The following is a 20689-nucleotide window of genomic DNA, read 5'->3' as shown; positions in this document are numbered from 1 at the left end:
TCGCTACAGCTTGTCGACGAGTTTGGCGAGGAGGGCGCCCATGCGGGCGGCCGTGGCGCGGCCGACCGCGAGGACCTCCTCATGGTTGAGCGGCTCGCCGACCAGGCCCGCGCCGGGGTTGGTGACCAGCGAGATGCCGAGGACCTCGGCGCCGCCCTCGCGGGCGGCGATCGCCTCAAGGACGGTGGACATGCCGACCATGTCGCCCCCGAGGGTGCGCAGCATCTGGATCTCGGCGGGGGTCTCGTACGTGGGGCCGGGCAGGGCGACGTAGACGCCCTCGGCGAGCGACGGGTCGGCCTCGCGGGCCAGCTCGCGCAGGCGGGCCGAGTAGACCTCGGTGAGGTCGATGAACGTGGGGCCGGTGACCGGGTTGGCGCCGGTCAGGTTGATGTGGTCGCTGATGAGGGCCGGCTCGCCGACGCGCTGGGTCTCGGGCCGCAGGCCGCCCGCGGCGTTGGTGAGCACGATGACGCCCGCGCCCGCGGCGAGGGCGGTGCGCACGCCGTGCACGACCGGCTCGACGCCGCGGCCCTCGTACAGGTGGGTGCGGCCCAGCAGGATCAGCGCGTGGCGGCCGGACGCGGTGCGGACCACGCGGGCCCGGCCCGCGTGCCCGGCCACGGCGGGCGGGGCGAAGTGGGGCAGCTCGGTGACCGCGAGGTCGGCGACGGTCTCGCCGATCGCGTCGGCGGCGGGGCTCCACCCCGAGCCCATGACGAGCGCGATGTCGATCGCGGGGAGGTTCGCGCGGGACAGCAGGACGGAGGCCGCCTCCGCCGCCCGCTCGTGCGGGGGTGAGGTCACGTCAGTCTCCGAGCGATTTGCAGGGCCTGCCGCGCAGGTCGGCGACGTAGTCGTCGGGCGCGCCGGCCTTCTCGGCGGCGTCGGCGAGGATGCCGAGGTAGCGCGCCGAGGGCAGGCCGCCCTCGTAGTCGTCGAGCACGTAGAACCAGGCGACGACCTCGCCGTCGAGCGTGGCGACGCGGAGCCGTACCTTGTGGTGGAGGCCGAGCGCGGCGCCCTCCCACTGGTCGAGGGACGGCTCGTCCCACTCGGGGACGTCGTAGAGCACCACGAAGACCTGGGACGACGGGTCCTCGACGATGGTGGCGAGCGCGCCCTCCCAGGAGACGTCCTCACCCCCGAAGGTCAGGCGCCAGCCCTGCAGCCAGCCGGTGCCGCGCATCGGCGAGTGCGGGGCGCGCTGAGCCATCTGCTTGGGATCCATGTTGCTGCCGTAGGCGGCGTAGACGGGCACGGCACAAGCCTAATCCAAGATCGCCCGCTGTCCGGGGTCGTGCCCGCTATCGGCGCTGCGGGGGTGGGTCGGGGTGGTGACCCGAATACGGGAGAATGGGACATGTGACGAGGATCGTGATCATAGGCGGCGGACCTGGAGGGTACGAGGCGGCGCTGGTGGCCGCTCAGCTCGGGGCGGAGGTCACCGTGGTCGAGCGCGACGGGCCGGGCGGCGCGTGCGTGCTGACCGACTGCGTCCCGTCCAAGACGCTCATCGCCACCTCCGTGCGTAAACAGGCCCTGCTCGACGCGTCGTCGCTCGGGGTGAACTTCAGCGGCGGGGCCGACGGCGACGTGGGCGGCGTCCAGGTGGACCTGCCGCTGGTGAACCGGCGGGTCAAGGACCTGGCGCGGGCGCAGTCCGCCGACGTGACGGCGCGGCTGGAGGCCGAGGGCGTCGAGGTGATCCGGGCGGCGGGGCGGCTGGTGGACCCGCAGCTCGTGCGGGCCGGGGACCGGACGATCCGCGCCGACGTGGTGATCGTCGCCACGGGGGCGACGCCGCGCGTGCTGCCCGGCTCCGAGCCCGACGGGGAGCGCATCCTCGACTGGCGGCAGCTCTACGACCTCGACACGCTGCCCGAGCACCTGATCGTGGTCGGCTCCGGCGTGACGGGGGCCGAGTTCGCCGGCGCGTACCGGTCGCTGGGCTCGGAGGTGACGCTGGTGTCCTCCCGCGACCGCATGATGCCCAACGAGGACGCCGACGCGGCCGAGGTGCTTGAGGAGGTCTACCGGCGCCGCGGCATGAACGTCATGGGCCGCTCCCGCGCCGCCTCGGTGAAGCGCACGAACGACGGCGTCGTCGTCACCCTGGAGGACGGGCGCACCGCCGAGGGGTCGCACTGCCTGATGACCGTCGGCATGGTCCCCAACACCTCCGGGATCGGCCTTGAGGAGGCCGGCGTACGGCTCGGCAAGGGCGGATTCGTCGAGGTGGACAAGGTGTCGCGGACCTCCGCGCCCGGCGTCTACGCGGCCGGCGACTGCACCGGCGTGCTCATGCTCGCCTCCGTCGCCGCCATGCAGGGGCGGATCGCGGTCTGGCACGCGCTGGGCGAGGCCGTGCAGCCGCTGCGGCTGGCGAGCGTCGCCTCCAACATCTTCACCGACCCCGAGATCGCCGCCGTCGGCGTCTCCCAGGCGCAGATCGAGCGCGGCGAGATCGAGGCGAACGTCGTCAAGCTCCCGCTGGACACCAACGCGCGCGCCAAGATGCAGGGGTTCGCCGACGGGTTCATCAAGCTGTTCTGCGGCCCGAACACCGGGATCGTGCTGGGCGGCGTCATCGTCGCCCCCCGGGCGTCCGAGCTGATCCTCGCCCTGTCCCTCGCGGTCCAGCAGCGGCTCACCGTGGACCAGCTCGCGCACACCTTCGCCGTCTACCCGTCGCTGTCCGGCTCGATCACCGAGGCGGCCCGCCGCCTCATGCAGCCGATCACCTCCGTCGGGATCTGAGCCGGCCCAGGGCGGACCGGCCGGCGCGCACCGCGGGCCCGATCTGGGCGAGCTGGTCGTCGGTGCGGGCGGTGACCAGGATGTGCTTGGCGGCCTCGTAGGCGTCCAGGGCCTGGCGCCAGTCGACGTCGGCGCTCACGGTCGCCTCGTAGATCTTCATCTCGAAGTCGAGCGCGTCGATCTCCTCGCCGAACCTGGTCACCTCCTCCTCGGCCTGGCGGCGGGCGATCGCGAAGGCCGCGGCCTCGCGCCTGCGGCGGCGGTGGGTGACGCTCCACAGCAGCAGGGTGAGGGCGAGACCGGCGCTGCTGAGGACGATCAGGACCAGGCCGAAGGGCGGGGCGGAGCGCGGGGCCGGGGTCGTCCGCGGCTCGTCCGGCTCGCCGCCCGTGTCCTCGCCGACGGGGATCCGGGTGGGCTCGGCCTCGGGGCGCCTGCCGGTCGCGTCGTCGGGGACGTTCACCGCGGTGCCCTTCGCGCCGGTCAGATCGAGGTCGTCGGCCTGGGTGAAGCTGGCCTTGTCCACGTTCGCGCCGTTGAGCTTGGCGCCGCGCATCTCGGCCTGGGTGAACTCGGCCTCGCGCAGGTCCGCGTCGCGGAACACGGCGAACTGGAGCGTCGCCTGGCCCAGCTTGGCGTCGTGCAGCTTGGCCCGGGTGAAGTCGGCCTCGCGGCCCTTGAGCTGGACGAGCTCGGCCTCGGTCAGGTCGGCGTCGACCAGCGTGGCGTCATTGAACTCGGCCTGGCCCATCTCGGCGCGCTCGAAGCGGGCGCCGGTGAGGTCGGCGTTGCTGAAGTCGGCCTGGCCGCCGTACGCCTCGGTGAAGACGGCGTTGCGGGCCTTGGCGTGCTTGGCCCGCATCTGGGTCATATCGGCGTCGGTGAAGTCCGCGCCGGTCAGGTCGGCGTATTCGAGGTACGCCTGGGTGAGCTCGGTCTCCTTGAACGAGGCGTTGCGCAGGATCGCGCCCGTCAGGTCCTTGCCGCTGAGGTCGGCCTCGTCGAACTTGGCGCCGGTGAGGTCGGCGCAGCGCACGTTGGCCGGCAGCGGCGTCTGGGTGAAGTTCCGGCCGCGCAGCTTGGGGCCGGAGCCGGGGCGGCACGGGGCCGCGGCGCGCACGTCGCTGGTCGCGTTGTGGCCCGCCGTGTGGGCATGGGCGGGCGGTGCGGTCAGGGCGAGGGTGAGCAGGGCGGCGCTGACGGCGAGCAGCGTGGGACGACGCACGGGGGACCTCCTATGGAACGCGGAAATACTCCCGGATCAGCCTGAATGCGCGGTTGCGATCCGCTTGCACGCGTCCCTTCCGCCCCATTGTTCACCCCCATTGCTCACCCCCATTGCTCACCCTGGTGGCGCCGTGTGCACATCCCGTCCGGGCATGGGTGAGCCCCGGCGGTCTCGAGGACCGCCGGGGCTTGAAAGCGTGCCCGAGCCGGGCCAGGGGGTCCGGGTGTCGGCGGTTTACCAGTCGCCTCCGCCGAAGTCGCCGCCGCCCCAGTCGCCGCCGCCACCCCAGTCGCCGCCGCTCCAGTCGCTTCCGCCGCCGCCCCAGTCGCCGCCGCCGCCGAAGTCGCCGCCACCGGCGTCCTGCACGCCCTCGGCGTACCCGGCGCCGTAGCCCATGCCGTAGCCGCCGAAGCCCCAGCCGCCGCCGAGCATGCTGCCGAGCATCGTGCCGACGAACATGCCGGTCATCACGTCGCCGAAGCCGCCGTAGTAGCCGTAGGCGTAGGGGGCGTAGGCCGGGCCGGCCTCGTAGTACGGCCGGCGGTGGCCGTCGATCACGACCTCGCGGGAGTGCGGGTCGAAGCCCTGCTCGACGCGCTGCGCGTCGGCGGCGCAGGCGGGCACGTCGCGCGGCGCGCCGCCGGGCGGGGCCCAGCGCACGTCACGCACGGACGGGCCGTGCTGCGGGTTGAAGAAGCAGGGGGCCCGCCGCTCGGGCACCGGCTCGTTGTTCATCCGGGCCCGCACGCAGGCGAGCGCGTAGCGGCCCTCCTCCAGCGCGTTGGTGACGCCGCGCAGCTCGTCGGCGCGCTTGACGACGCTGAGCTCCAGCTTGGCCCGCTCGTAGGCGTCCAGGGCGCGCTTCCAGTCCTCCTGGGTGCCCGCCTCGCTCTGCGCCAGCTTCACGTCGGCGTCCAGCTCGGTGATCTCCTCGCCGAGCTTGGTGATGTCCTCCTCGACGGTCTGCTTCACGGCGGCCAGCTCGGCGGCCTCGCGCTCCTCGCGCTCGCGACGCTTCTTGCGCGAGTAGAGGAACAGGCCGGTGCCGCCGACGAGGGCGAGCACCAGGATGCCGATGAGCACGCCGAAGCCGCCGCCACCGCCGACCGTGCTGTCGGGGTTGAGCGCGGCCTTCACCTTGCCCTCGGCAACGAGGTTCACCCGGTTGACGAAGTCCTTCATGCCCGTGGCGAGGTCGCCCGGGTTGGCGCTGACCGCGCGGTTGGCGAGCTGCCCGGCGCCGTTGCCGATGAGGCTGGAGCCCGCGTAGAGCCTGGTGCCGTCGAGCAGCGCGACGGTGGCCTCGGGGCGGCCGGCCGCGTCGAGGCTCTTGAGCAGCTGGGTGATCAGAGCGCCCGCGGCGGGCTCATCGGCGATCGACGCGTCGTTCAGCGCGGCGACGTAGACGTGCGTCTTGGAATCCTCAAGCGCCGCACGGAGCGTGGACTGCTGCTCGGACGTGATCGGGGCACCCGACTCGACGAACAGCGGGTCGCTCTTGTCCTTCCAATAGGACACGATCGCGTTGGGATCCGGTGCGGCCTGGGCGCTCGCGGCGGGTGCGAACGCCATCAGGACCAGGACACCGGTCAGCAGCGCGAGGAGTGCGGACCCCGCGCGGCGGAGCGAATGGTCAGTGGTCACGGCTCGATGCCTCCTCCTTCGCCCTTGAGGACGAATGGGGGGTCGTCAGGGTTCCCGGTCAGGGATCTCTTCCACCGTATCCGGTTTCGGGCCGGTGAACCCGCTCAGGCGTCCTTGATCTCGCACAGCGTCGCGCCGGCCGTGACGGTCCGGCCCACGGCGGCGTTGAGGCCGGTGACGATGCCCGGCTTGTGCGCGGCGAGCGGCTGTTCCATCTTCATCGCCTCGATCACGACGATCGTGTCGCCCGCCGCCACGGTGTCGCCGTCGGACGCGACGACCTTGACGATCGTGCCCTGCATGGGCGTCACGAGGGCGTCGCCTCCGGCGGCCCTCGCCCGGCCGCGACCGCCGGAGCGTCTGGAGGGCCGGGGATCGGCGGTCCGTGCGCTCGGCGCGGTGAGGTTCGCCGGGAGCACGACCTCCAGGCGTTTGCCGCCCACCTCGACGGTGATGCGCTCGCGTGCGGCGGGTTCGGCGGGTTCCGCTGTCGCGTCGTACGGCGGGATGTCGGCGGCGAACTCGGTCTCGATCCACCGGGTGTGCACGGCGAACGGCTCGCCGGTGAAGGCCGGATCCTCGACGACGGCGCGGTGGAACGGCAGCGCCGTCGGCATGCCGTCGATCTCGAACTCGGCGAGCGCCCGCCGCGCCCGCGCCAGCGCCTCGGCCCGGTCCCGGCCGGTCACGATCAGTTTGGCGATCAGGGAGTCGAAGGCGCCCGGCACGGTCTCGCCCTGCTCGTAGCCGCTGTCGAGGCGTACGCCGGGGCCGGAGGGGGCGCGCCAGCGGGTGATCGTGCCGGGGGCGGGCAGGAAGCCGCGGCCCGGATCCTCGGCGTTGATCCGGAACTCGATGGAGTGGCCGCGCAGCGGCGGGTCGTCGTAGCCGAGCGGCTCGCCGGCGGCGACGCGGAACTGCTCGCGGACCAGGTCGATCCCGGAGATCTCCTCGGTGACCGGGTGCTCGACCTGCAACCGCGTGTTGACCTCCAGGAACGAGATCGTGCCGTCCCGGCCGACGAGGAACTCGCAGGTGCCCGCGCCGACGTACCCGGCCTCGCGCAGGATCGCCTTGGAGCTGTCGCGCAGCAGCGCCTCCTGCTCGGGGGTGAGGAAGGGGGCGGGGGCCTCCTCGACGAGCTTCTGATGGCGGCGCTGCAGGGAGCAGTCGCGGGTGCCGACGACCACGACGCCGCCGTACGCGTCGGCGAGGCACTGCGTCTCCACGTGGCGCGGGCGGTCCAGGTAGCGCTCGACGAAGCACTCGCCGCGGCCGAAGGCGGTCACCGCCTCGCGGACCGCGCTGTCGTACTGGGCGGGGATCTCCTCCAGGGTGCGGGCGACCTTCAGCCCGCGCCCGCCGCCGCCGTACGCGGCCTTGATGGCGACCGGGAGGCCGTGCTCGCGGGCGAACGCGACGACCTCCTCGACGCCGGAGACCGGATCGGGGGTGCCGGCGACGAGGGGGGCGCCCACCCGCTGGGCGATGTGCCGGGCGGCGACCTTGTCGCCGAGGGCGTGGATGGCGGCGGGCGGCGGGCCGATCCAGACCAGCCCGGCGTCGATGACGGCCTGGGCGAAGGCGGCGTTCTCGGCCAGGAAGCCGTAGCCGGGGTGGACGGCGTCGGCGCCGCGCGAGCGGGCGATCTCCAGCAGCTTGCCGATGTGGAGGTACGTCTCGGCCGGGGACGAGCCGCCGAGCGCGTACGCCTCGTCGGCGACGCGGACGTGGAGGGCGTCGAGGTCCTGGTCGGCGTAGACCGCCACGCCGGTCAGGCCGGCGTCCCGGCACGCGCGGGCGATCCGGACGGCGATCTCGCCACGATTGGCGATCAGGACCTTGTGCACCTGCGACGTCCTTCCGTCGGCCCCACAGTGCCCACAGTGAAGGAGCGTAGGCGATAGGAGGGTAGGCGTCAGGAGTGCAGGCATCGGTGTCGGATTGTCCTGACCCGGCGCCACCGGGATTTGTTAAACCGGGGCACTTGTATGGCCATGGGGCCTATTGTGTAGTCCGTCTATCCCTGTGACCGGTGGGACAGAAAGGGAAGCATATGGCAGACAGCAAGGTCGGCGGCATTCTGCCGGACATGGACAAGATGTCGCAGACGTTCCGCGCCCAGGCCGACGCCGTCATGAGCGTCCAGAAGGCCCTGGACGCGGAGGCCCGGAAGATTCCGGCGTCCTGGTCGGGCCCCAACGCCCAGAAGTTCCTTGACGCGTGGGAGAGCTACAAGAAGACGTTCGACAACGTCCAGCAGACGCTGGTGGAGGCCCAGGAGGGCATCCGCAAGAACCGCGAGGCCATCGCCGCCGCGACGGGCGCCTGATCCCATTCACGGATGACAAAGAGCCGGGTCACCCCGGCTCTTTTCGTGTTTGTCACCGGTGTTCTCAGGTGCGGGCGACCTGAATCTGCTCCCACTGCCCGCCGATGACCAGCAAGCCGCGGCCGACCGGACCGGCGCCGCTCGCCACGCTGCGCGGCAGCCGTACGCCGAGCAGATCGCCCTGCCCGGTCTGGGTGGGGCGCAGCAGCAGGCCGTTGCGCGACTTCTTCATCGCCACGACCGGCCCGCGGTACATGCCGTCCAGGTCGTCCACGCTGCCCGCGCCGATGACCAGGCTGCCGGTGTCGCGCAGCTCGCCGACGTACTCGGTGACCCACTCGGCCAGCTCGGAGTCGTTGCCGAGCAGCTCCAGATCGTCGATGAGCAGGGCGTGCCGGCCCGCGCCCGCCGCCGTCTTCTTGATCTCCTCCAGGTCGTCGTCCGGGGTGAACGAGCCGAGCACCCCCGGCCGCCCGGCCAGGTCCCGCAGCGGGCTGCGCCGGGGCGTGATGAGCACGACCTGGTAGGAGTGGCCGGTCAGCCACGTCGCCATCGTGCACAGCGCCGTGCTGCGGCCCGTCTTCGGCGGCCCCGCGACGACCAGGCCGGGGCCGTGCTCCTCGGCGCGGAAGTACCGCAGGCCCAGCGAGTCGCCGCCGACGCCGAACACCACCGCGTCGGCGGGCACCGGCTCGTCGTCGAGCCGGAGCGCCTCGTCCAGGTCGATCGTCGGCGGCAGCGCGTCCACGCGGAACGGGCGCAGGTGGCGCGGCACGTCGCCGAGGCGGGCCTTGGCCGTACGGGCGATCTCGTGCAGCGCGGCGACCTGCGCGGTGCCGGCCGGATCGGCGGCGAGCAGGGCCACCTGGACCTCGCGCAGGCCGGTGGACGCCCGGAAGCCGCGGCCCGGCGGGAAGTGCTCGGGCACGTCCTTGGCCTTCATGCCGACGTAGGTGTAGTCCATGGTGTCGGTCAGCTTGAGCACCAGCCGGTCGTCGAACTGCGTGGAGACGCGGCCGACCAGCGTGGAGCGGTCGCCGGTCATCACCACCTTCACCCCGGCGCCCGAGCCCTCCTGCAGGATCTGCAGCCACTGGTCGACGAGCCGGCCGTTGTCGTAGGACTCGAACGCCGCCATGAAGCCCTCCCACCGGTCGAACAGCACCAGCAGGTACGGCATGCGCCGCTCGGGCGGCGTCGCGGCGCGCTGCTCGGTGACGTCGGCGAAGCCCTGCGCGGCGAGGGTCTGCTGGCGGCGGGAGATCTCCTCCAGCAGGCGGTCGGTGAGGCGGCTGAGGCGGTCGGGCGAGTCGCGGCCGACGACCGCGCCGGTGTGCGGCATCCGGACCAGGGGCAGCAGCGCGTTGTTGCCGCAGTCGACGGCGTACAGGTGCACGTCGCGCGGGTCGGTGCGGGTGCCGACCGCGCCCGCGACGGCGCGCAGCACCGTCGACCGGCCGCTGCGGCTCGCCCCGCACACCAGCAGGTGGCCCTGCGACAGGTCGTAGCACTCGACGGCGCGGCGCTGCAGCGAGGGGATGTCGGCGAGGCCGAACGGGAGCCGGGCCGGATCCTCCTGCGGCAGCTCGTCGAGCGTGACCGACTCCGGCAGCGGGGGCAGCCAGGGGCTACGCGGGCGGTCGATGCCGAGCCCGCGGGCGGCGGCGGCGATCGCGTCCACCAGCACGGCGAGATCGGTGACCATCGTGGACTCGTCCTCGCCGTCGTCGGGCGGGGGCGGCAGCGGCGTGCCGAGGTGCCGCCAGGCGAGGGGGACCACGTGCACCGGCTCGGCCTTCGCCGGGCCGGCGCCGGGGCGTCTGCCGCCGATCCGGGCCGACTGCACGGCGTGCAGGGACGACGCGCCGGAGCGGACGTAGCAGCGGCCCGGGGTGGTCTTGGAGATCGCGACCGCGTTCGGGGCGTTGATCACGTCGGCGGATTCGGCGGCGCTGGTGACCCGCAGCGAGATGCGCAGGTTGGTGTTGGCGGCGATGTCGGGGGTGACGACGCCCGCCGGGCGCTGGGTGGCGAGGATGAGGTGGACGCCGAGGGACCGGCCCCGCCGGGCGATGTCGACCAGGCCCACGACGAAGTCGGGCAGCTCCTGCACCATCGCGGCGAACTCGTCGATGATCAGCACCAGCCGCGGCATCGGCTCCAGCGGCTCGCCGGTGTCGCGCAGGTCGTTGTAGTCCTCGATGTCCTTGGCGTTGGCGTTCAGGAGCAGGTGCTCGCGGCGCTTCAGCTCGGCTGCGAGGGACTCCAGGGCGCGTTCGGTGAGATGGCCGTCGAGGTCGCTCACCATGCCGACGGTGTGCGGCAGCTTGGCGCAGTCCTTGAACGCGCTGCCGCCCTTGTAGTCGATGAGCACGAACGTCATCTCGTCCGGCCGGTTCGCCACCGCCAGCGAGGCGATCAGGGATTGCAGCAGCTCGGACTTTCCCGCGCCGGTGGTGCCCGCGACCAGGGCGTGCGGGCCGTCCAGGCGCAGGTCGATCGAGAACGGGCCCTCCGCGCCGATCCCGATCGGCACCCGCGTCGTACGGCCCCGCCGCCAGAACGCCTGGATCTGCTCCGGCCGCGGATCGGGCATGGCCAGCAAATCGAGCAGCCGCGCCGAGGCCGGGATCACCGAGTCGGCGTCGTCGCGGCTCACGTCGCGCAGCGGCCCCATCGCCCGCGCCGCCCGGTCGCACCAGGCCACGCCCACCTGGTCGGCGACCACATCGACCCCGTCGGGCAGCTCGGCCGCGACCCGGCCGCCGTGCAGGCGTACGAACCCGGGGCGGTCGAACGCGCACACCGCGACCGTGGTGCACTCCTCGGGCAGCAGCCGCTGATCGTCATCGACGCAGATCGCGTACACGCCCACGGTCGGGCCGAACTGCAGCACCTGCGGCATTCCGGGCATGCCGCGCAGCGCCCGCGCCCCGTCCAGGACGACCAGCACGTTGTACGGCCGCTGGGTGGCGTACCCCTGCGCGAACGGGTTGATGCCCTGGCCGTCGCCGCCGAACGACGCCACGGCCCGCGACTGCGCCTCCCGCCGCTCATTGATCTTGCCGAGGAGCTCGCCGACGCGACGCGCCGTACTGTCCGGGTCGGCCCCGATCAGCGCCACACAGTCCTCGCCCTCATGCGGCGCGCAGTGCGGCAGCCAGCGCACCCAGTTCCAGCTCTGCGCCGCCTCGCCGTCCGCGCTGAGCACGACGATCGCCAGGTCGCGGGGGCTGTGCAGGGCGGCGGCCTGGGCGACCAGCCACCGGGCCAGCGCCCGGGACACCGGCCGCGCCCCCGTGATGCCGAGCACACCGGTCTGCGGCAGCGGGACCGTGACCGGCACGGCGTGCGAGACCGGGATCGGCGGCAGATCCTTGGCGTCGGCGAGGCTCGCCCCGCGCTCGGCGGCGAGCTCGATGTGCGACGGCAGGTCGGCCAGACCCACCCGCAGATGCAACGTGTCGGCGTCGTGGATGCGGCGCTCCCACAGCCGCCGCCGCGGCCCCGTCGCGGTAAGCAGGATCTCGGCAGGATCGGGAAACTCCGCCCGCCGCTCGGCCTGATCGAGCCGCCGCAACTGTTCGAGCTGCCCGGCGAACGCGGCCCTGCGCTTGCGGTACTCCTTCATGGCCTGCCGGTGCCGCTTCTTGCCGTACCGGCGGTCGCTCCACCACTGCCCGAGCATCGACAGCGGCGTGAGCAGCGCCATCAGCAGAAACAGCGGCTGCTTGAACACGACCGCCATCACCACGCCACCCACCGCGAAAATCATGGTGGAGAGCAACTGCAGCCGGTGATGGTCGGGACGCCGAGGCTCGGCCGGAACCTCGATCGTCCGAGTACGGCCCGGCCCACCAAGGCGCGGCGGCCGGTTGTAGGCGAGCCCGCCGTCCGGCAACGGGGTCAGATGAGCGTCGGGCGCCTCCGGCTGCCGCAGCGTGAACACCGACGCACCGCTGATCAACACGCCCCCATCGGGCCAGATCACCGGCCCGGTCACCGGTTCGCCGTCGAGGGTCATCGTCGCCCCCGGCGCGGGATCGATCGTCGCCTCCGTCGCGGTCACGTGCACGGTGGCGACGGCGGGCGCGAGGAGGTGATCGTCCACCGCGATCGTGCACTGACGCGCACCGCCGATGGTGGCCGCGCCAAACCCGAGCCGGTGCACGGCCCCCGCCGCCGGCCCACCGGAAATCCTGATCTCAACGGCACCGGTCGGCTCATGCCGCCAGGTGGCCGCCGCGCCCGCCGAGTCGAACGCGACGATGTCCCCGTCGCGCAGCACCCTGCTCACCGGCGCCGCCGGATCGAGCCGCCGCCCGTTCGCCCACAGATCCACCCGGCCGGGGTACGGAATGTCGGTGCGATCCATACGCGGCAGCGGCACAACCGGCGCGAGCCCCTGGCGTACCGGCCCCGACAACTTCTCCTCAAGGGCCTCGGCGAGCACGGCGACGGTCGTCGTATCGTCCCCGCTCGCGACGACGTCGTGCGCGCCGTCACGCGTGAGAGCCGTGAGAGAGATGCGCATGGTGTCCCCTGGCGGTGTTCCTGTGGATAAGGGACAGCCTAGAGTTTCTGACCCCGTTGGTTCAGCCATGTCAAGGGACGACGGGGAGAATCCCCGCACCGACCCGGCGACGACGCCAGGATGAGCCTGGCCCGGCCCTAAGCTCATGGGTCGGCCGCCAGGGTTTCGCGGTCAGGCTGGGACGGCACCGTGCCGCAGGGCGATCGCATTGATTCGCTCGGCGAGCTTGAAGTCGAGTTCCGTCACCACGTCGCCAGCGGTATGCGTGGTCATGTGGAAGGACAAACGGTCCCAGCGGATGTCGATGTCGGGCCGATGATCCAGCTCGATCGCCGCCTTGCCCACCTCGGCGACGATCCGAAGCGCCGTGTCGTATTCCACCGCGAACGTCCGCCTGATCGCGGAGGTGTCGCCAACCCACCCGGTGTCGTCGAGGCGCCTCGTCACCTGCTCGCCGGTCAGGGGGGTTCTCAACCTCATCGGCCACCTCCGGCATCTCTGATCATCTCGTGCGGTTCTTGGCCAAGCCTTCCTCCGCCCATGGTCGCAGGGTCGCCTTCAGCGCTTGAAGTTCTCTGCGCATCCGCGCCGAGCCGGTCTCTTCGACGAGCAGGGCAACCTCTCTCGCGACCTCCATCGCCTGCTCGGGCTCGCCGGTGGCGGCGAGCGAACGAGCTTGCCGGGCACGAAACACTCCTTCGTCGCGCCGTGCTCCAGGAGGCATGGTGGGCAGAATCGAGTCCCACAGGCTAAGGGCCTCCCTGTCGGCACCCAGCCGGACATAGCAGGTGGCGCGCTGCACAGCCAGGTAGTGGGGGGTCAGGCAGGCGCTGCCCCAGGGATACGGGTCGTCTATCCGGTCGATCAGCCTGTCGGCCTGGTCAAGCAGCCTGTTGCACTCCTCCAGTGCACCGTCGCCACCGAGCAACGATCTGCCGTGGGCCGCCTGCTGCAACGCCAGTACGCGCACCTTCGCGCACAGTGCGGGCGCGTTCACCAACGCCGCCTCGGTCAGGTCTACGGCGCTGGCTCCGTCACACATGTCGACGTAGAGCATCGCCTTGTTGTGCAGCGCGAACGCGACGAGTTGCTCGTCGCAGGAGCGGTGCGCGCGTTCCAGCATCACGTCGTGCCAGTGTGCGGATTTCCGCAGATCTCCGCTGTCCTGGTAGAGCCAGCCCAGGAACGCCGCGTAGGCGGCGGCGAGCGACCACATCTGCCTATGTGACGGTTCCTCGGCCTCGGAGGCGATGTCGCACACGAGCCGGTACTGGTCGGCGACGATGGGCGTGAGGCTCGGTGCTCCAAGCTGCCGGTCGGCGACATAGTGGCCCGCGAGCTGGGCGCTGAAATAGCCGATGAGTTCGGGATCGACCCGCCGGGATCTGCCTGACGGTAATGGGCGGCGTCGTCCGATTTCGCGGTTCGCCAGGGCGACTATGGTGCCATCGGCGTCGAGGACCGTGTCGATGAGTTTGGCCATCGCCGGTGAGGGAGGCCTGTGCCCGTTGAGCACTCGCGACAAGTAGCCCGAATCGTAGTTGATCGTCTTCGCGAGGCGACGTAATGAGATCTCGCGCTCGCGCATGAGCGTACGCACTCGTAATGCGAAGGTCTCCATACCCTCTGCCCTGGCCGGCTTGCCCTGATCTCGACCTGTTGCCGGTGCTGCCACGTCTCGGACGCAGTGGTCAACACCTCCAAGGTAGCCCCACGCCTCTGCTTCCATGGCGATCCGTAGTCATTTCGCTACCGAATGGATGGGCTTCGGGTGTGCCAGAGATCGCCCATCTCTGGCAGCCGCGCTCGTGGTCAGGAAAGTGGTCTTCACGATGAGCTCTGTGCCTCCACACCCAGATCACCGCTGGGAACTCGAGTACGGCCCTGCCGCCGCCGCCCGGGCACGCGACCTGGCCCGCAAGACCCTCGCGAACTGGGGGTTGACCGAGCTCTGCGACGACGTGACGCTCGCCGTGTCCGAACTGGTCGCGAACGCGATCCTGCACGGGCGTCCACCGGTGACGCTGGCCATGTGGCGCGAGCCGTACGGATGCGGCATCGTCGTCGTTGATCACGGCGGAGGTTTTCCCCGGCTGCGGGACCTGCGCCTGGACGAGCATGCTGGTGAAAGCGGCCGGGGCATGGCCTTGGTGAATGAGATCGCCGACGACTTCGGTGCCTGCCGACGGTCGGCGATATGCCGGGTGTGGGCGACATTTCACCGCGCGCCGTAGTCCGCCGAACGCCTCCGGTTGCTGCATCGGGGTCGCCGGTCGCGGGGCGGATGGGTGGGCGGTGGCGGCGTTGCCGCAGACGACCAGCGACGGTACGGCGGTCATCGTCGGCGCAAAGGGTTCCACTCGCGATCACATTGGACCTTCGCCGTTCGTGAAGAAGTACCAGACGCCCGCAGCGCCCGATCAGGCTTCTCCCTTGCCTGTGTCCAGGAAGGACAGGGCGCCTAGGAGGGTTGCGCGGGTGAGGGTCAGGGCGCGCATGTCGGCGGCTTGGAGGATGAGGGTGAGGGCGACGTCGGCGGGGTTGGCGTCTGGGAGGACGGTTATGGTGCGGTCGCCGCGCAGTGGGATGCGGATTCGGGTCAGGGGGCCTCGGGCGTCGTCGCGGAGTTCCTCTGTGCCGGTGCCGGTGGACAGGTAGGTGTAGTGGCGGTCGGCGAGGGTGATGTGCAGGGCGCGGTCCTCGCGGGCGCGGGCCCGTCGGTTTTGGGTCAGGGTGGCCTGGTGGGCGGCCACGACCAGTCGGGTGCGGTCGTCCAGCGCGATCAGGCCCTGGGCGGTGGTGTCGGGGTGGTCGATCCATGCCTCCGGGAGGGCGGGGCAGGTCAGTTCGGCTCGGCGGGAGATTGTGCCGACGCTGACGGTCGCCTCGCCGTACGGGCCCGCCGTACCGGTCAGGACGGCGAAGAAGGCGCGTTTGTCGGCTCCTCGGAGCGGGCGGGCGGTGAGGGTGAACTCGAAGGTCATGGGGCCACGCGCAGTTCGTCGGCGCCGGGGATCAGGTTGGTGATCAACTCCCACAGGTCCTTCGCCTCGACGTAGATGAGGCGTAGTTCGCTGTCGGGGGTGACCGCGCCGGGCATGATGGGCTCGGTGGGGCGCTCGCGTAGCCAGTAGCCGAGTGGGCCGCAGTCGAGTACGGCCAGGCCGCTGATGTCGGTGCCGGAGCCCGAGCGGTTCTGCCAGGCCACGGTCATTCGCCAGTTCGCGTTGAGTTGCAGGAGCAGGTGGGTGAAGACGGTCAGTTCGGGGTCCTCCGGGCCGCCGGCGTCGACCAGGGCGGCTCGCAGGCGGTCGGCGGCCTCCTCGACGGACGAGGCGTCCATCTGGCCGAGGGCGGCGAAGCCCGCGTCCATGACGCCGACCGTCGTGGTGACGATCGGTGCCTCGGGCGGCTTGGTGCCGCGGTCGCGCAGGCCGACGGCGCGGGCCAGGGACCACACCAGCGTGCCGAGGTCGGTGGGGACGTACTCGGACTCGTCCTGGCCGGGCCAGGTCTCGAAGGTGTAGCACGCGTCTTGGCCGATGAGCGCGCCGTGGAGCGTGACGCCCTCGGCGCCGGTGACCTCGATCTGCACGAGCAGGACGGTGTCGGCGAGTACGCGGGTGAGCGTGGCGAGTTCGGGCAGGACGGCGTCGTCGTCGCTGAGCAGGCCCGCCGCCCGCAGTCCGTCGCGGGCCGGGGTCAGCTCGTCGGGCACCTCCTCCCCGTCGTACAGGTGGCCGAGGACCTTCAGATGGTCGGTTCCGAGGCGGAACCGCTCGCGTGCGCTGTCGTAGGACGGCATGTCGTCTCCCGATGCTCCTGCCGAAGGTCCTAGCCGAACGGATTGAGGCTCTTGACGAAGTTACCGGCTTTCTTCAGGCCGTCGCCCGCGGCTTTGACCGCCTTGCCCGCGCCGCTCTTGATGTCGTCCCAGTGTTCGACCACCTTGGCGCCGACGTACACGGCGCCGAACACGACGGTGGCGCCGATGGTGACCGGGTTGGGGGCGATCATGGCGGCGGTGAGCGAGGCGTTGAAGCCGACCTCGGCGACGTCGGCCACGTAGCCGGCGCCGCTGCGTTTGAACGCCTCGACCGGGTTGCCCTGGGAGATCACGTTCGCGGCGCTGTAGACGGTGGAGGCGGCGCCGCCGGCGACGCCCAGCACGCGCAGGCCGCCCGCGGTCCTGGCGACCGCGCCGACGCGGCTGAGGGCGGCCGGCTCCACCTTGAGGATGGCGGCGGCGGCCTCCATCTTCTTGGGGTCGGCGGTCGCGGCCCAGACCTTGAGCAGGTTGGCCTGGCCGGACAGCTTGACGGCCTGCCCCGAGTGGGTGGTGCCGCCGAGCAGCTGGGCGAGCTTGTTGTTGCCGAAGGTCAGGTCGATGAACTGGTTGACGCGTAGACCCGCGAGCGCCCGGCCGCCGTTCACGACGCGGCCGATCTGGTCCATCTCCGCGTACTCGGGCAGCATCGCCACGTAGTCCCGGTAGAGAGAGCTGCGCATGAACAGGTTGCGCGTCAGGTTGCCGAGGGTGGTGCCGGGGGCCATGGCCGAGCGGGTCTGGAAGGTCCAGCGGCCGCCGGTGATCTTGGAGATGAGCGGCTGCCACGCCTTGTTGTTCATCAGCAGGCGGCCGAGCGCGATGCTCTGCGCGGTCACCACGGGGGCGGCGACGCTGACCCCGCGCACGTCCCCGATGATCCTGAGTACGTTGGCGACGGTGGCCTCGTGCGGCTTCAGCGCGGGGATGGCCTTGGCGAGGGCCGCCGCCTCCAGCCGTTTGAGGTAGCTGTCGAGGGACTCGCCGGGCTTGCGGGCGTACTCGCCGTTGCCGACCCGGTCGGCCCAGTCCGCCACGGTGTTGATGTAGATGAGCGAGGCGGGGTCGAGCTTGTCGCCGTAGGCGGCGATCTCCAGCGGGGAGAATCCGGCCCAGGCCAGGCCGGCGAACGGGTCGCCGGTCTGCAGTCGGCCGAGCGCGGCGCGGCGGCGCAGGTCGCGCCCGTTGTCGCCGGCCCAGCGCGGCATCTCCCGCAGCGGGGACATCAGGCCGGACACCTGCAGGGTGGAGGCGCGCGTGAACGCCTCGCCGGCGGCCGTGTCGAGATTGTCCATCAGACCGGCGAGCCGTTCGAGCTGGTCGGGTTTGAAACTGCGAAGGCCGTCACCACCCATGGCCTCAGACTGTATATCTGACGTGTTGAGAAGTTTGGCGGTTTGTGCAGAAGGGGGCGGGCGGATGGCGGATCCGGCGGTGCAAGAGCTCAGGGAACAGGCGTCCAAACTCCGCGCCTTCGCCGATCACGTGCAGAAACTCCCGGATCGGGTGGACGGCGAGGCGGCGAAGATGGAGTGGTCGGGTCCGCTGACCGACCGGGTCCGGGGCGAGATCCGGACGTGGAAGAGCCGGTGCCGCGACGTCGCCGACCGCATCCGGGAGGAGGCCGAACGGCTTGAGGGCGAGGCGCGGCAACTCGCGGACAAGGCGAAAGCCGGCGCTCGGCCTTAGCCGAACCTTCTTCCACATCGAGCTTCCACACCGAGCTTCCACATCGAGCTGCACCATCGAGTCGGCCGGTCAACAGGGCTACACGAGGACTCCGCCACAGCGGGTCGGGTCGGCGAAGAGGCCGAGTGGCCATCGTCCCGGCAAACCGCCACATGGCCTATCCGACCCCTGGGCAGGTAGAAAAAGGTTCAGTCCTCGGGGGAATCCCGGCAAACAGCCCATAGATGCGAACACTCCGATAGAACCGGTCTAGGACTGGTGACGCTCCGCGACATTGAGTGGCGTATTCGCAGGTCATCGCCGTTTAAGCGGAATTAACGGTGGCGGGCGGTAAGCCGGTTTACCAGTGCTTCGCGAGGGACTTGCGAGCAGTCTGTGACGTGCAAAGGCTTATCTCGGTATTGTCATGCTTTGTCATTAGCGTTCCCCCCACGCTGTGGAGTACCTGCTGATGAGGGTCACCGAGCAGACGCCGTTCCGCGGAGTTGAGGCGCAGCGGCTCGCCGAGCAGCAACCGTCCGCACCGTCGAAGCCCGCGGCGCGGCGCCTGCCCACCGCGCCACGCGAGCGCAAGCCGGCACTCGCCGCCCTCGCGGTGCTGCTGATCATCGGCGGCGCCATGATCACTGTAACGCTTGTGCTGCGCAGCGGGGACCGGGTGTCCGCGGTCGAGGTCGTGCGGCGGGTCGGGGCGGGCCAGCAGATGACGCTGCAGATGCTGAAAGAGGTGCAGATCGCCGACGACGGCGTCCGGTACATCCCGTGGGAGCAGCGCCAGCAGGTGACCGACTACTACGCCGCCGTCGATCTGGTGCCGGGCACGCTGCTCAACGCCGGCATGCTCGTGGAGAAGTCGACCGAGCTGCGGCCGGGCAAGGCCGTCCTCGGGCTCTCGCTGAAGCCGGGTCAGGTCCCGCCCCAGCTCCTCGTCGGCGACCGGGTGCAGGTGATCTACGTTCCGGGCGACAACAGCGGCAAACCGCAGGTGCTCGCGGCCAACGCCCGCGTCAACTGGATCAGCGGCGTCGACGAGGCGGGCGGCGGGGACACCCGATCGGTCGAGGTGATCGTCGACTCCGGCATCTCGCACATCATCGCCGCGTACGCCTCCTCCCAGCAGATCGCGCTCGCGTACCTGCCGGGCGCGTCCGGCAACTCCTCGACGGGCTCAGGGAACGGCGGCGGCCAGCCCACCGGCGAGGCCGAGCCCGAGGCGTCGGCCCAGCCGACGCCGCAGACCACGGCGAAGCGGCGGGCCACGCCCACCGCCACGCCCACCCGGCAGCCCGAGCCGGAGGGCACGGGCGACGGCCGTGCGAGTTCTCAGCCGGGCGGGGAGAAGGACGGCGGTATCTCCTCCTCCGGCGGCGACTCCTCCCCGAAGAACGACAACATCATCGAGGGCCAGTGAGATGTCGTTGATCGCGCTCGCCGCCGACAAGGGGGCACCCGGCGTCACGACCGCGGCCACGGTGCTGGCCGCGGTGTGGCCGCGTCCGGCGATGCTCGCCGAGTGCGACGCCGCCGGCGGCGACCTCGCCTACCGGCTGCCCGCCGAGGACAACTCCGCGCTCAACCCGGCGCGCGGGCTGCTCAGCCTCGGCGCGACCGCCCGCCGCGGCCTCGCGCCGCGGCAGATCCACGAGCACACCCAGCGCCTCGTCGGCGGCCTGGAGGTGCTGATCGGAATCAACAGCGCCGAGCAGGCCGTCGGGCTGTCCTGGCTGTGGGAGCCGCTCGGGATGGCGCTCGCCGCCATGCCGGACGCCGACGTCGTCGCCGACTGCGGCCGCGTCGGCTCCTCCCCGGCGATCTACGACCTCATGGGCGAGGCGGCCATGGTCGTGCTGTTCACCCGGCCGCACCTGGACCAGGTGGCCCACATGCGCGAGCGGTACGTCGCCCTGGGCCGCGCCTTCGCCGAGCGCGGCAAGCGGCCCCAGCTCGGCGTCGTGGTGATCGCGCCGCAGAAGGAGTACGCCCGCTCGCTCGGCGAGGTCCGCCGGGTCATGTCGGCCGCCGGGCAGCCCGAGGCCGTGATCGGCGGGCTCGCGTACGACGTCAAGGGGGCCGAGCTGCTGCGGGGAGAGTGGGGCGGGCGGCTGGAACGCTCGCTGCTGGTCCGTTCGGCCAGGGAGCTGGCCGCGTACCTGTCCGCCCGGGTCGCCCCCGGCCCGTCCGTCGTCGGGAGAGGGGCATGACGGCGGTCGACCACGGATTGGTGAAGCGGTTCCGGCAGGAGGTCGGGGACCGGCTGGCGCATCAGCGGCGGATCGACCAGGCCAGCGGCGTGCCGCCGATCTCGGGGGAGGACGAGCGGCAGTTCGCGCGTGCGCTGATCGCCCAGGTGCTGGAGGAGCACGCCCGCTCGGAGATCGGGCTGGGGCGTACGCCGCCGACCGCCGAGGAGGAAGAGGCGCTCGCGGCGGGGATCCACGCCGCGTTGTTCGGGGTGGGCCGCCTGCAGCCCCTGCTCGACGACCCCGAGATCGAGAACATCGACATCAACGGCTGCGACCAGGTCTTCCTCAGCTACGCGGACGGGCGCGAGGTCGTCGGCGAGCCGGTCGCGGACTCCGATGAGGAGCTGATCGAGCTCATCCAGATCCTGGCGGCGTACTCGGGACTGTCGAGCCGCCCGTTCGACACCGCCAACCCGCAGCTCGACCTGCGGCT

The 20689-nt window shown here is 71.5% G+C and carries 17 protein-coding genes and 1 pseudogene; 7 read left to right on the top strand and 11 right to left on the bottom strand.

Going from position 1 to position 20689, the window contains the following annotated elements; genetic code table 11:
- Positions 1–3: 3 nt before the first annotated feature.
- Together AB0K60_RS34535 and AB0K60_RS34530 are read right to left on the bottom strand one after the other, a co-directional pair.
- A complete protein-coding gene (locus AB0K60_RS34535; protein WP_364064984.1) occupies positions 4–807 on the bottom strand; it encodes a purine-nucleoside phosphorylase in 804 nt (267 codons plus the stop codon).
- Between the two features lies 1 nt (position 808).
- Entirely contained in the window at positions 809–1261 is a 453-nt protein-coding gene (locus AB0K60_RS34530) for a gamma-glutamylcyclotransferase (RefSeq protein WP_364064981.1), read from the bottom strand.
- 104 nt (positions 1262–1365) lie between these two features.
- Between AB0K60_RS34530 and AB0K60_RS34525 the strand changes: the two genes are divergently transcribed.
- Positions 1366–2760, top strand: a complete 1395-nt coding sequence (locus tag AB0K60_RS34525; RefSeq protein WP_364064978.1) for an NAD(P)H-quinone dehydrogenase — start codon at positions 1366–1368, stop codon at positions 2758–2760.
- Here AB0K60_RS34525 and AB0K60_RS34520 read toward each other — a convergent pair.
- The 3 genes from AB0K60_RS34520 to AB0K60_RS34510 all read right to left on the bottom strand — a co-directional run bounded on the left by AB0K60_RS34520 (position 2741) and on the right by AB0K60_RS34510 (position 7482).
- On the bottom strand, positions 2741–3985 hold the full coding sequence (locus tag AB0K60_RS34520) for a pentapeptide repeat-containing protein (RefSeq protein WP_364064975.1): 1245 nt from the start codon (positions 3983–3985) through the stop codon (positions 2741–2743). The two genes, AB0K60_RS34525 and AB0K60_RS34520, sit on opposite strands and share 20 nt — an antisense overlap.
- Positions 3986–4222: 237 nt before the next feature.
- A complete protein-coding gene (locus AB0K60_RS34515) occupies positions 4223–5632 on the bottom strand; it encodes a hypothetical protein (protein WP_364064972.1) in 1410 nt (469 codons plus the stop codon).
- Positions 5633–5736: 104 nt separating this feature from the next.
- Positions 5737–7482, bottom strand: coding sequence for a biotin carboxylase N-terminal domain-containing protein (locus AB0K60_RS34510; RefSeq protein ID WP_364064969.1), 1746 nt, complete (start codon positions 7480–7482; stop codon positions 5737–5739).
- 206 nt (positions 7483–7688) lie between these two features.
- On the opposite strand from AB0K60_RS34510, the gene AB0K60_RS34505 reads away from it, so the two are divergent.
- Positions 7689–7964: a WXG100 family type VII secretion target gene (locus tag AB0K60_RS34505; RefSeq protein ID WP_364064966.1), complete on the top strand. Its 276-nt coding sequence runs from the start codon at positions 7689–7691 to the stop codon at positions 7962–7964.
- Positions 7965–8028: 64 nt separating this feature from the next.
- On the opposite strand, the gene AB0K60_RS34500 is transcribed toward AB0K60_RS34505, so the two are convergent.
- From AB0K60_RS34500 to AB0K60_RS34490, 3 genes are all read right to left on the bottom strand, one after another.
- A complete protein-coding gene (locus AB0K60_RS34500; RefSeq protein WP_364064963.1) occupies positions 8029–12498 on the bottom strand; it encodes an FtsK/SpoIIIE domain-containing protein in 4470 nt (1489 codons plus the stop codon).
- Between the two features lie 171 nt (positions 12499–12669).
- On the bottom strand, positions 12670–12978 hold the full coding sequence (locus AB0K60_RS34495; protein ID WP_364064960.1) for a 4a-hydroxytetrahydrobiopterin dehydratase: 309 nt from the start codon (positions 12976–12978) through the stop codon (positions 12670–12672).
- Between the two features lie 22 nt (positions 12979–13000).
- On the bottom strand, positions 13001–14119 hold the full coding sequence (locus tag AB0K60_RS34490) for a helix-turn-helix transcriptional regulator (protein WP_364064958.1): 1119 nt from the start codon (positions 14117–14119) through the stop codon (positions 13001–13003).
- 220 nt (positions 14120–14339) lie between these two features.
- Between AB0K60_RS34490 and AB0K60_RS34485 the strand changes: the two genes are divergently transcribed.
- Positions 14340–14732: an ATP-binding protein gene (locus AB0K60_RS34485; protein WP_364064955.1), complete on the top strand. Its 393-nt coding sequence runs from the start codon at positions 14340–14342 to the stop codon at positions 14730–14732.
- A 186-nt stretch (positions 14733–14918) separates the two neighbouring features.
- Here AB0K60_RS34485 and AB0K60_RS34480 read toward each other — a convergent pair whose 3' ends face one another.
- From AB0K60_RS34480 to AB0K60_RS34470, 3 genes are read right to left on the bottom strand one after another with little or no spacing between them, the layout of a single operon-like run.
- Positions 14919–15482, bottom strand: coding sequence for a hypothetical protein (locus AB0K60_RS34480; RefSeq protein ID WP_364064952.1), 564 nt, complete (start codon positions 15480–15482; stop codon positions 14919–14921).
- Complete coding sequence (locus tag AB0K60_RS34475) at positions 15479–16303, bottom strand: hypothetical protein (protein ID WP_364064949.1); 825 nt, start codon at positions 16301–16303, stop codon at positions 15479–15481. Before AB0K60_RS34475 ends, AB0K60_RS34480 begins: the two co-directional genes overlap by 4 nt.
- Before the next feature lie 29 nt (positions 16304–16332).
- A complete protein-coding gene (locus AB0K60_RS34470; RefSeq protein ID WP_364064946.1) occupies positions 16333–17679 on the bottom strand; it encodes a hypothetical protein in 1347 nt (448 codons plus the stop codon).
- A gap of 64 nt (positions 17680–17743) precedes the next feature.
- Between AB0K60_RS34470 and AB0K60_RS34465 the strand changes: the two genes are divergently transcribed.
- The 4 genes and pseudogenes from AB0K60_RS34465 to AB0K60_RS34450 all read left to right on the top strand — a co-directional run.
- Positions 17744–18013: a hypothetical protein gene (locus AB0K60_RS34465; protein WP_364064943.1), complete on the top strand. Its 270-nt coding sequence runs from the start codon at positions 17744–17746 to the stop codon at positions 18011–18013.
- A gap of 451 nt (positions 18014–18464) precedes the next feature.
- Positions 18465–19424 carry a hypothetical protein gene (locus AB0K60_RS34460; RefSeq protein ID WP_364064940.1) on the top strand — a complete coding sequence of 320 codons (960 nt, stop codon included), beginning with the start codon at positions 18465–18467 and terminating at the stop codon, positions 19422–19424.
- Between the two features lies 1 nt (position 19425).
- On the top strand, positions 19426–20214 hold the full coding sequence (locus AB0K60_RS34455) for a hypothetical protein (protein ID WP_364064937.1): 789 nt from the start codon (positions 19426–19428) through the stop codon (positions 20212–20214).
- Positions 20211–20689, top strand: a pseudogene (locus AB0K60_RS34450) (CpaF family protein); the annotation flags it as partial. The gene AB0K60_RS34455 and the pseudogene AB0K60_RS34450, both read left to right, overlap by 4 nt.

It is taken from the genome of Thermopolyspora sp. NPDC052614 (assembly GCF_040678635.1).
In the GTDB taxonomy this organism is placed as follows: Bacteria; Actinomycetota; Actinomycetes; order Streptosporangiales; family Streptosporangiaceae; genus Thermopolyspora.
This window is presented reverse-complemented; position numbering and strand designations above follow the sequence as displayed.

What these genes read in the sequence shown, in the direction of transcription:
- AB0K60_RS34475 (WP_364064949.1), bottom strand. Translation starts at nt 16,303, where the DNA reads ATGCCGTCCTACGACAGCGCACGCGAGCGGTTCCGCCTCGGAACCGAC.
- AB0K60_RS34495 (WP_364064960.1), bottom strand. Translation starts at nt 12,978, where the DNA reads ATGAGGTTGAGAACCCCCCTGACCGGCGAGCAGGTGACGAGGCGCCTC.
- AB0K60_RS34490 (WP_364064958.1), bottom strand. Translation starts at nt 14,119, where the DNA reads ATGGAGACCTTCGCATTACGAGTGCGTACGCTCATGCGCGAGCGCGAG.
- AB0K60_RS34505 (WP_364064966.1), top strand. Translation starts at nt 7,689, where the DNA reads ATGGCAGACAGCAAGGTCGGCGGCATTCTGCCGGACATGGACAAGATG.
- AB0K60_RS34455 (WP_364064937.1), top strand. Translation starts at nt 19,426, where the DNA reads ATGTCGTTGATCGCGCTCGCCGCCGACAAGGGGGCACCCGGCGTCACG.
- AB0K60_RS34480 (WP_364064952.1), bottom strand. Translation starts at nt 15,482, where the DNA reads ATGACCTTCGAGTTCACCCTCACCGCCCGCCCGCTCCGAGGAGCCGAC.
- AB0K60_RS34470 (WP_364064946.1), bottom strand. Translation starts at nt 17,679, where the DNA reads ATGGGTGGTGACGGCCTTCGCAGTTTCAAACCCGACCAGCTCGAACGG.
- AB0K60_RS34460 (WP_364064940.1), top strand. Translation starts at nt 18,465, where the DNA reads ATGAGGGTCACCGAGCAGACGCCGTTCCGCGGAGTTGAGGCGCAGCGG.
- AB0K60_RS34465 (WP_364064943.1), top strand. Translation starts at nt 17,744, where the DNA reads ATGGCGGATCCGGCGGTGCAAGAGCTCAGGGAACAGGCGTCCAAACTC.
- AB0K60_RS34500 (WP_364064963.1), bottom strand. Translation starts at nt 12,498, where the DNA reads ATGCGCATCTCTCTCACGGCTCTCACGCGTGACGGCGCGCACGACGTC.